Origin of the sequence: Archangium sp., from assembly GCF_036389735.1 — a bacterium.
GTDB lineage: Bacteria > Myxococcota > Myxococcia > Myxococcales > Myxococcaceae > Archangium.
This window is the reverse complement of record NZ_DASVWK010000755.1, coordinates 1-9,707: the sequence shown is the minus strand read 5'-3', so window position 1 is coordinate 9,707 and position 9,707 is coordinate 1. Positions and strand designations below refer to the sequence as shown.

Below are 9,707 nucleotides of genomic sequence, written 5' to 3'. Positions count from 1 at the left end.
GCGGATGCTCGTCGTGGTGTTCGGGCTGGGGCTCATCGTCCTCTGCGCGTGTGGCGCCGAGCCCGCCTGTGGTCCGGGCGCTGGAGTGGTGTCGAGGGTCGTGGACGGCGACACCGTGGTGCTCCAGAGCGGCGAGCGCGTGCGCTACCTGCTCGTGGACACCCCGGAGAGCACCGGGGGCAAGCAGGAGTGTTTCGGCTCCCAGGCCCGGGACTTCAACCGCTCGCTCGTCGAGGGCCGCCTCGTGCGCCTGACGTATGGCGAGGCCTGTACCGACCGCTATGGTCGGTTGCTCGCGTACGTCACCGTGGAAGGGCAGGAGGTGAACACCTTGCTGGCTGAGCGCGGGTACGCCTGCACGCTCTACGTGCCTCCCGCGGGAGAATCCCGGCGCTCCGAGTTCCAGGCACTGGAATCCTCGGCCCGGCGGGCCGGACGCGGCATGTGGAGTGCGTGTTCCTCGGTGGCTTGCGCCAGGTGAGTCGGGCGCTGGAGTCCCGGCGGGCGTCCGGGCGCTGGCTCACGAGACGCTCAAACCAAACCGCGCTCCATGCTACTGCCCAACTCCTCATGTCATTCAGCAAGAGTCTCGCGACAAGGCTTCTTGTCGCCCTGTGCAGTGTCATCAGCATCGCGCTCGGTATCCTCGTCCTCGTCGTCAGCCGACAGTCATCGCGGGTCGCTGAAGAGCAGGCGAACCAGATGGTCACGCAGATGGCCGAGCGCTATGCGCGGATGGTCAACTCGGAGCTCGACGCCGCGTTCATTCCCGTCCGGACGCTCGCGCAGACGGTGGCGGCCCAGAAGGTCGCCGGTCTGGCCGACCGCCGGCTGACGGATGCGGCGCTCAAGCACGTCCTCGAGGCCAACCCGAAGCTCCTCGGCATCTGGACGACGTGGGAGCCCAATGCATTCGATGGGCTCGATGCGAAGTACGTGAACACGCCGGGCTCGGACGCCACCGGCCGCTACATCTCGAATTGGAGCCGCGGCTCCGGACACATCGAGCTGGAGCCCAACGTCGATTACGAGAAGGAGGGCACGGGCGACTACTACCTCCTCGCGCGCAAGACCCGGAGGGAGACGATCGTCAACCCCTACATCTACCCCGTCGCCGGGAAGCCCACGCTGATCACCAGCGTCACCGTGCCCATCCTGTTCAACGGCAGGTTCGTCGGTACCGTCGGCGCGGACATCTCGCTCGAGCAGATCCAGAAGCAGGTCTCGGAGATCACCCCCTTCGAGACGGGGTACGCGCTGCTCGTCTCGAACAATGGCGCGTTCGTCACGCACCCCTCGCAGGCGCGTCGCGCGAAGCAACTCGACGCCTCGCCCGCGGAGTCCCTGGTGAAGACCGCCCTCTCGAGCGACACCGCGCTCTCCGGCCACGTCCCCTCGGAGGTGCTCGGGGCCAGGGCCATCGAGGTGGTGGTCCCCATCCGCATCGGTGAGACCACGACGCCATGGGCGCTCGCCGTCTTCGCTCCCCTCGACAAGGTGCTCGCGCCGGCTCATGAGCTGCGTGAGTTCACGCTCCTGCTCGGGGTGCTCGCGCTGCTCGCGCTCGGTGGCGCCGTCCTCCTCGTCATCCGCCGCGTCACCAAGCCGCTCGAGACGATCTCCAGCGCCGCCACCCGCATCGCGAACGGCGACCTCACCGGAGCGCTCGACCACCGCTCCGAGGATGAGATCGGCGTTCTGGCCAACGCGTTCCGCTCGATGCGCGACCGGCTGGCGCAGGTGATTGGCGAGGTCCGCGAAGGCGCCGCGGCCCTCTCGTCGGCCGCGTCCCAGCTCTCGTCGACGTCCCAGTCGCTCGCGAGCCGCGCGGGCCAGCAGGCCGCCACCTTCGAGGAGATGACCACCAGCCTCGACAGCATGAGCGCGTCCATCATCAAGAACGCCGACAGCAGCCGTCGGGTGGAGACGCTCGCGTCCAAGGGCGCGGCCGATGCCCAGAAGAGCAGCCGGGCGGTCGCCGAGACGGTGGAGGCGATGAAGCAGATCGCCTCGCGCATCTCCGTCATCGAGGAGATCGCCTATCAGACGAACCTCCTGGCCCTGAATGCCGCCATCGAGGCCGCGCGCGCGGGCGACCACGGGAAGGGGTTCGCGGTCGTCGCCTCCCAGGTCCGCAAGCTGGCGGAGGGAAGCCAGACGGCCGCGAAGGAGATCAGCTTGGTGGCGTCCAGCAGCGTGAAGATCGCCGAGCAATCCGGCCGGCTGCTCCACGCGCTCGTCCCGTCGATCGACACGACATCACACCTGGTGAAGGGCGTCGCCGCCACGTCGAGCGAGCAGTCGTCGGGCGTCGGGCACATCAACAAGGCGATGGTGGGCCTGAACGATGTGACGCAGCAGAATGCGGCGGCCGCCGAGGAGCTGTCGAGCACCGCGGAGGAGATGGCGGCGCAAGCGGAGAGCCTGCTGGAGCTGGTGAGCTTCTTCCGCGTGGGTGCCACGCTCGAGGTGTACGACGCAGGACAGGGACGGCCCGGTGCGCGGGCCCTTCAGAACCTCACGCCAATGCCCGTCCGCAACTGCGTGTCCATTCGCGACACGGTCGCCGGTGGCGCCGCGTCGTAGGTGAGGACGAAACCCGTGGTGAAGGTGACGCGCTTGTTGGCCTCCACCGCCAACAGCGTCTCGTTCAGCAGCCGGACGTCCGAGAACTTCGTCAGCCTCGGCTGCACGTACACCGTCTCCACCAGGCTGATGTTCTCCATCAGCCTCACCCGGCCAATCACGTAGCTGCTCAGCCGGAGGTCCGTCGACCGGGCCCCGGCGTCCGGCTCGTCGTCCCGGCGCAGCCGCTCGTGCTCCAGCATCATCGACACCCCGAGCACGAGCCTCGCCGTGTCCGAGCTCCAGGGTGTGAAGCGCGGGCCCGCTCCCACCAGCGCCCGCAGTTGCAGCCGCCGGAAGGCATCGTACTCGTGCTGCACGAAGGTCTCCCCGGACACCCACTCCGTGAAGCGGTAGCGGTAGCGCAGGTGCTCGAGGAGCTTGCTCACGATGAGCTCCTCCTGGGCGAAGCCGTACTCGCCTCGCGCCACCCCGAGCACCGCGTGTTTCTCCGTGCGCCATTGGCCCAGCACCAGCCCCCGCATCACCAGCAGGTCCGTGCTGCCCGTGCGCCAGTCCACCGACGCCTCCGCGCCGCCGGAGAGGCCCAGCGGCGCCGTCGCGTCATCGAACAGCGCCTGTACGTTGACGATCTGCGCCGCCGCCTCCCGCGACGTCAGCAGCACCAGCATCAGGACCACGCACCTGGGGAACATGGGCGCGCTCTATCATCCGAGCGCGCCGCGGTGCTACGGCGCCAGCAGGGCCTCGACCCCGGGCGTCTTCCGGGACAGCGTGGCGAGCTGCGCCTGGGAGAGCTGGAGCCCGAGGAGCTCCTGCTTCAAGTCCACCCGAAGCAGCTCCGGGTGGTTGGCCGCCGCCTCGGACAGGTCCTCGCCCCGGGCACGTGCCTTGTCGAGGGCCGTCCGGAGATGGAAGGCCATCAGGAAGCGGGCGAGCCTGTCCACCTTCCCCGTGTCGATGCCGAGCTCGTCCCCGAGCCGCTTCGCCACCTGCTGGGCTGCCCCGGCATCGAGCCGTACGTTCCTCCGGACGGCGCGGACCGTGGCGGGCGGGGCGCGCCCCTCCCGCGAGGGTGACGCCTCGCGAGCGGGGGCGACGGAGCCTGCCTCCAGCGCGGCCAGGCGCGTCTCCAGGCGGTACACGTGGACGCCGAGCAGCCCTCCCACGGCGAGGAGCGCGACGGCGGCGAGCATCCAGAAGGAGCGACGTGGGTCCATCGGAGCCTCCGACTCAGTTGCCGGCCACGAAGTCGATCTGGAGGTACTGCCCCCAGTCCCCACCAAGATTGTAGGGATCGGTCCGCGTCACCAGGAGCTCGAAGCCCGTCTCCGTCACGTTCCGGGTGTTCACGTTGAACGTGTCACCGCAGTCCCCGCAGAGCCCCTTGGGCGAGACGATGACCATCGGCGGCGTCGAGAACTCCCTCGGGAACGTGACGGAGTAGATGTAGTTGCACTGGATGACCGGGAAGCCATCGCACCTGCTGGGCGGGCCCAGCACGACGCTGCTCATCTGCAACTGTCGGAGATGGGTTCCGCCGCCCACCTGGAGGGCTCCGACGTTCGCCGCACCGCTGATCCACAACTGGGCGTCCTGCATCGAGCCGCCCTGGTTCTGGATGTACCGGTTGCTGCCGGCGGGCACGTCCGAGCCGGTGAGGGGGCCGCTGCTCCAGCCCGTCCCGGTGCTCCGCAGCACGTTGCCCGCCGCGCCCGGCGAGGTCAGCCCCGTGCCACCACTCGCGACGGGCAGGACGCCGCCCACGTCGGTGCTCAGGGACACCGGGCCCCAGGTGGGCTTCTCGCCACCGTGCAGTACCTGCTTCGGGGCTCCCGGAGCGAGCGCGGCCCAGCTCGAGCCGTTCGAATGGAGGAGCTGTCCCGCCGCTCCCGGCGCGGGCGGCAGTCGCACGTCCGAGCCCTCCGTCACCTTGCCCGGGCCCGTTCCGAACGCCACGCTGAAGGTGGCCGGGCCCTGGCCGTCATAGCTGCCGCCCTGGAGTCCGGTGCCCGCGGTCAGGGGCGAAGGCGTGGTGGGCACCCACTGGCTCCCGTCGAAGCGCAGCATCTGGCCACCGCTCGGGGCGGTGTTGGACACCGGAACGTTCTGGAGTGCCACGACGCGGGTGGCCTCCTGCGGGCCCACCACGTCCCCCTTCAGCGTGCCCGAGAAGCGGAGCGCCTCCTCCGCGTACCGGGCCCAGGCCGCGCTGGCCACGGGCATGAACCGCTGATCCGCGATCTTCACGGCGTCGCGGTTCTTGTGGAAGTAGAGCACGACCCGCAGGTCCGGAGCCGTCAGGACATTGTCCGGTCCCGGGGTGAGGTAGCGCTGCTCGAAGTCCTCCCGCATCCCGTTGCCATCGGCGTAGACGAGCACCTCGCCCCCGCCGAGCGGGGTGGCGTAGAAGCGGCCGAACTCCGAGAACAGGAGCGTGCCCGAAGTGTCGTCGCCGACCTCGCCGCCGCTCCGGAAATCGAGCCGGCCCTCGAACCAGCCATTGAGGAACTTGCAGTCGGGCGTCGCGGCCGGGCCCTCCGTGGGCCGGACCTCCTGACTGACGTCCTTCAACTGGCACTGGACGCGGATGCTGACGGCACGCGGATTGGATTCCGCCCGTGCTGCCGCGGGTAGGCCCAGCAGGGCACAGGTGGTGAGAAGGGTGAGCTTCGAGGGCATGATGGGGTCCTCCTGACGGGGAATCAGGGTGCGACGGTGAGAGCGGTCCGAAGGTGGAGACCGTGTCCCGACCAGGCAAGGGAGCCACGTCGACACAGCCCTCTGGATTCCAGAAGGTGACCCTTGGCCGACCCCGGGGTGTGGTGGGCTCTTTCCGTACGTGGCGTCCCTGGGAGTAGAGTGCGGCGTCTGTACGCCATGCGTCTGTCGCGCCCTTCCTCCTGGCCTGTCGCCCTCAAGCTCTCGCTCGCCTTCCTGGCGGTGGCGCTCGTCCCCATGGGGCTGACGGCCGCGTACAACCTCCACCAGTCCCTGGCCAGTGTGCGGCGCACGGCCCACCTCAACCTGGAGCTGTTCGCCGGCACCACCGCCGCGCGGCTGGATCAGCTCGTCACCGACACCCGCCACACCGTGGCCCAGGTCGCCGCCGACGCCGAGGTGGTGACCTTCCTCTCCGCCGCTCCGCGGGCCGCCGCCGCGAGCGCCTCCGTGCAGCGCGCCCTGGACAACGTCGTCCGCTCCAACCCGGATGTCTTCTCGGTGTTCCTGCTCGACAAGGCGGGCACCTGCGTCGTCGCGACGAACCCGGAGAACCTCGGCCGCAACTACGCCTTTCGCAGCTACTACCGGGACGCCCTGGAGCATGGCGCCTCCGTCTCGGAGCTCCTCACCGGCAGCACCACCGCCCGGCCCGGCGTCTTCTTCTCGCAGGCCGTGCGGGACAGCGCGGGCACGACGGTGGGGGTGCTCGTGCTCAAGCTCCAGGGCGAGTCGCTGATGGACATGGTGGGCTCGCTCCGCCTGGGCGAGCAGGGCCAGGGCTTCCTCATCGACGAGTACGGCGTCATCCTCAGTCACACCGAGCGCAGGCTGCTGTTCCACAGCCTCACCGCGCTCTCCGCCGAGGTGCTCCGGCTGCCCGTCTTCGACAGGCGCTTCTCCTCGGTGGGCATCGACACCATCACGAGCCTCGGGCTGGACACGCTGGGGGAGGCGATGATCGGCGCCACCGCTCCGGGCCACACGAGCTACACCGACTCCAAGCGCGGTCCGCTCATCGTGGGCTTCGCTCCCATGAAGACGCGGCCCTGGACGGTGGGGGTCGAGATGCCCGACGCCGAGTTCTCCGCCCCGCTGGTCTCCCTGGCGCGGGGCACCCTGCTGAGCGTGCTGGTGGTGGGGCTCGTGGTGACGGTACTCGCCCTGCTGGTGGCCCGGGGGATCGTCCGGCCGCTGGTGGAGCTCACCCGGGCCGCGCGCGCGGTGGAGCAGGGGGAGTACGGCGCGGCACGGGTGCCCGTCCACTCCGAGGACGAGGTGGGCTCACTGGCCCGTGCCTTCAACACCATGGCGGATGGGCTCGCCGAGCGGGAGCGGGAGCGGGACATCTTCGGGCGCGTGGTGTCCCCCGAGGTGCGCGAGAAGCTGCTCGGCGGGGAGCTGAGCCTGGGCGGCGAGACGCGCCGGGTGGCGGTGCTGTTCTCGGACATCCGGGGCTTCTCCGGCCTGTCGGAGCGGATGGACCCGCAGGGCGTGGTGGCGCTCCTCAACGAGTACCTCACCGAGATGACGGACGCCGTGCGGCCCTACCAGGGCTACATCAACAACTTCATCGGTGACGCCATCGTCATCGTCTTCGGGGCGCCCCTCCATCAGGTGGGCATCGAGCAGCGCGCGACGCGGGCGGCGCTGGCCATGCAGTCGCGGCTCATGGAGCTCAACGCGCGGCGGCTCGCCCGAGGGGACTTCCCCCTCAAGACGGGCATTGGCATCAGCGCGGGCGAGGTGGTGGCCGGGCAGATCGGCTCGCCCGAGCGACTGCTCTACACCGTCATCGGCGACACGGTGAACGTGGCGGCTCGGTTGGAGGCGCTCACCAAGGACTACCCCGAGCACGCCCTCCTGGTGAGTCGCTCCGTGGCGGAGGGGCTGAAGGACCAGCCCGGCCTGCGGGTGGAGAGCCTGGGCCTCATCCACCTGAAGGGCCGCGGCGAGCCGGTGGACGTGTCCGCGGTGCACGCGGAGGCGGCTGGGAGATCCGCCTCCTGAGGGGTAGGGGCCGGGCGCTACTTGCCCTTGGTGTACTCGCGGCTGGCGATGACGCCCTGCACCTCGGCGAGCGCGCGAGCCCCCGAGGCGGACTCCAGCGCCTTCTCGGCGATGGTCTGCACCTGGCGCTTGGCCTCGACCAGCTCGTTCTGGAGCGCCAGGAGCGCCTGGGCCTGCCGGGCGTTGGTCTCCTTGAGCGAGGCGATCTCCATGCTGGCCACCCGCTGCGCCGTCTCCGCGTCCTTCTGGGCCAGGGTGAGCTTCAGCTCCCACTCGCCCTTCACCCGGTTGCCCGCGATGGCCGCCGCCGTGTCCGTCTCCTTCTTCAGCACGACCGGGAAGTCCGCCACCTGCTTGCGCAACTCCTCCAACTCCTTCTCGCGCTGCTTCAGGTTCTCCTCGCGCACGGCCCAGTCCTTCTCCAGCTTCTCCTTGCGGTCTCGCTCGGTGGAGGCCTGCTGGCGCAGCTGCTCGGCGAAGGCGTCCTGCTCCTTCTTGCGCTGGAGCTGGATGTCATACGTGTACGCCTCCTCCGCCCGCTTGCGCGCGAGCTCGGCGGCCTCGCGCGCCGCGGTCAGCTCCTCGGCGGACTTCATGCGGGTGTCGGAGATCTCCTTCTCGAGCCGCTCCAACTCCGCCTGGAGCTCCAGCTTCTTGCGGTCGTACTCCGCGACGAGCACGTCGATGGCGCTCGCGGCGACGTCCTTGCCGTGCAGGGCCGCCAGCTCCTCGGTCTTGAGGTGGATGGCCTCGTCGAGCTTCTTCAGCTCCTCGACGAGCGACATCACCTGCTCGTTGATGCCGCCCAGGGTCTTGTTGATGGTGAGGCCCGCCTCGGTCACCTTCTTCACGGCCGACTCCGCCGTGAGGCCGGACACGTCCGTGAGGACGTTCCTGGCGTGGGAGTGACGCGCCTCCTGCTCCTTGGTCGGGACCACGGGCTTGTTGCGGCTCTTGCGGGCGAGTTCCTCGAAGGCGACCTTGGTCTGCTCGGTGGAACGGGTGCGGGCGGCGCGGTTGCGGGTAGCCATGGGGACGATGCTCCAGGTTGGGTGGGATTTGCTGGCCCCCTTCTCGGGCGGCCATGAGCAAACAATACCCAGTGGGTCTGACATGGATTGGGCCTCGGACCCGCGTCCGCGGCGGCTTTTCGGGCCCTCTCCCCGCTCTTGAGCGGCCCGCGAATGTCAGACCTCTCGGGTAGTGCGCCCCGCGCGCTATCTCAGGCCACCGAGGGCACGACTCGCGGCTTCACGTCCGCTCGCGGCACGCCCAGCGCCAGCCCCGCCGCGCTCAGTTGCACCAGGACGATCCACACCGCGTCCGCCAGCAGCAGGTGCACCAACTGCATCCACACCGGCGCCAGCAGCACGAGGTTCACCAGCCCCGCCGTGAGCTGGAGCGCGTACAGCACTCCCAGCAGCAAGGCCCCACGCCTCACCGTCGGCGAGGGCCGAAGCCGCGCCACCATCGCCGCCGAGAACACCACCAGCGCCCCCACGGCCACCGCCAGCACCGGGTGCAGCACCCGCAGCCGCAGCAGCACGTGCGCCGTGGGAGACATGTCCTGCCTCAGTCCCTCCGCGAGGCTCGTCGCCGGAAAGAGCGTGTCGCCCAGCGCGGCGATGGCCCCGCTCACCCCCAGCACCAGCACGCCCGCGAGGCTCCCTCCCAGCAGCCACCCCGTCAGCCCCTGGCGCTTCCACGTCAGGCGCTCCCGGCCTCCCGCCCACCACGCCGTCAGCGCCATGGCCCCCACCAGCAGGAACGTGTTGATGAGGTGCGCCGCCATCCACCACGCCCGCGCCAGCGAGGGGTTGTCCGCCACCATCTTGAAGAGCACCAGCCCCGCGCCCACCGCCGCCTCCGTCAGCATGAGGACGAGCGAGGCCACCGCCGCCTTGCGCACCGGGTGCCCCTTCGCGTGCGCCCTCAGTCCCCACACGCACAGCACCACCGCCAGCACCAGCGCCAGTCCGCTCGTCACCCGGTGCGTGTACTCGATGACCGTCTGAAGGGTGGGCGCGCGCGGCACCACCTCGCCATTGCACACCGGCCAGTGGTCTCCACACCCCGCCCCCGAGCCCGTGGCGCGCACGAACGCGCCCCACAGCACCACGGCCAGCGTGTAGATGAGGGTGAACCAGCTGAAGACTCGGAAGGCTCGGGAGGACACGGAGGCGCTCATCGGTGGCACGGGAGTGGCTCCTCCCTAACCCACTTTCCGCCCGGACGTCGCCCCCGCTCCCGACTGCCTCCCCGCTCCCCGGCCAGCCCTATCCAGGAATGCCTCTTGGAAACCCCTCCCCGGATTGGATGTGCCCTTGGACATGCCCGCCTGCTCCCGAAAGGGCGCTGGATGATTTCCAAACGGCTTCCAGGGGCCCCCG

At 69.9% G+C, this 9,707-nt stretch carries 8 protein-coding genes; 3 read left to right on the top strand and 5 right to left on the bottom strand.

The genetic code is table 11. The annotated features are described in order from the left end of the window. Nucleotides 1-4 precede the first annotated feature (4 nt). Complete coding sequence (locus VF794_RS26805; RefSeq protein ID WP_331115211.1) at nt 5-481, top strand: thermonuclease family protein; 477 nt, start codon at nt 5-7, stop codon at nt 479-481. 89 nt (nt 482-570) lie between these two features. Continuing rightward, on the top strand, nt 571-2,586 hold the full coding sequence (locus tag VF794_RS26800) for a methyl-accepting chemotaxis protein (RefSeq protein ID WP_331115207.1): 2,016 nt from the start codon (nt 571-573) through the stop codon (nt 2,584-2,586). Here the strand turns inward: VF794_RS26800 and VF794_RS26795 are convergent. From VF794_RS26795 to VF794_RS26785, 3 genes are read right to left on the bottom strand one after another with little or no spacing between them, the layout of a single operon-like run. Then, entirely contained in the window at nt 2,511-3,281 is a 771-nt protein-coding gene (locus VF794_RS26795; RefSeq protein ID WP_331115205.1) for a DUF481 domain-containing protein, read from the bottom strand. The two genes, VF794_RS26800 and VF794_RS26795, sit on opposite strands and share 76 nt — an antisense overlap. Before the next feature lie 33 nt (nt 3,282-3,314). Then, nucleotides 3,315-3,806: a hypothetical protein gene (locus tag VF794_RS26790; RefSeq protein WP_331115203.1), complete on the bottom strand. Its 492-nt coding sequence runs from the start codon at nt 3,804-3,806 to the stop codon at nt 3,315-3,317. Nucleotides 3,807-3,819: 13 nt separating this feature from the next. Beyond that, nucleotides 3,820-5,268: an H-type lectin domain-containing protein gene (locus VF794_RS26785; protein WP_331115202.1), complete on the bottom strand. Its 1,449-nt coding sequence runs from the start codon at nt 5,266-5,268 to the stop codon at nt 3,820-3,822. A 180-nt stretch (nt 5,269-5,448) separates the two neighbouring features. Between VF794_RS26785 and VF794_RS26780 the strand changes: the two genes are divergently transcribed. Beyond that, nucleotides 5,449-7,317 (top strand): cache domain-containing protein, encoded by a 1,869-nt coding sequence (locus VF794_RS26780; RefSeq protein ID WP_331115200.1) that lies wholly within the window; start codon nt 5,449-5,451, stop codon nt 7,315-7,317. 17 nt (nt 7,318-7,334) lie between these two features. On the opposite strand, the gene VF794_RS26775 is transcribed toward VF794_RS26780, so the two are convergent. Continuing rightward, complete coding sequence (locus VF794_RS26775) at nt 7,335-8,348, bottom strand: kinetoplast-associated protein (RefSeq protein ID WP_331115198.1); 1,014 nt, start codon at nt 8,346-8,348, stop codon at nt 7,335-7,337. A 191-nt stretch (nt 8,349-8,539) separates the two neighbouring features. Then, nucleotides 8,540-9,505, bottom strand: coding sequence for a COX15/CtaA family protein (locus tag VF794_RS26770; RefSeq protein WP_331115209.1), 966 nt, complete (start codon nt 9,503-9,505; stop codon nt 8,540-8,542). Between the last annotated feature and the right edge of the window lie 202 nt (nt 9,506-9,707).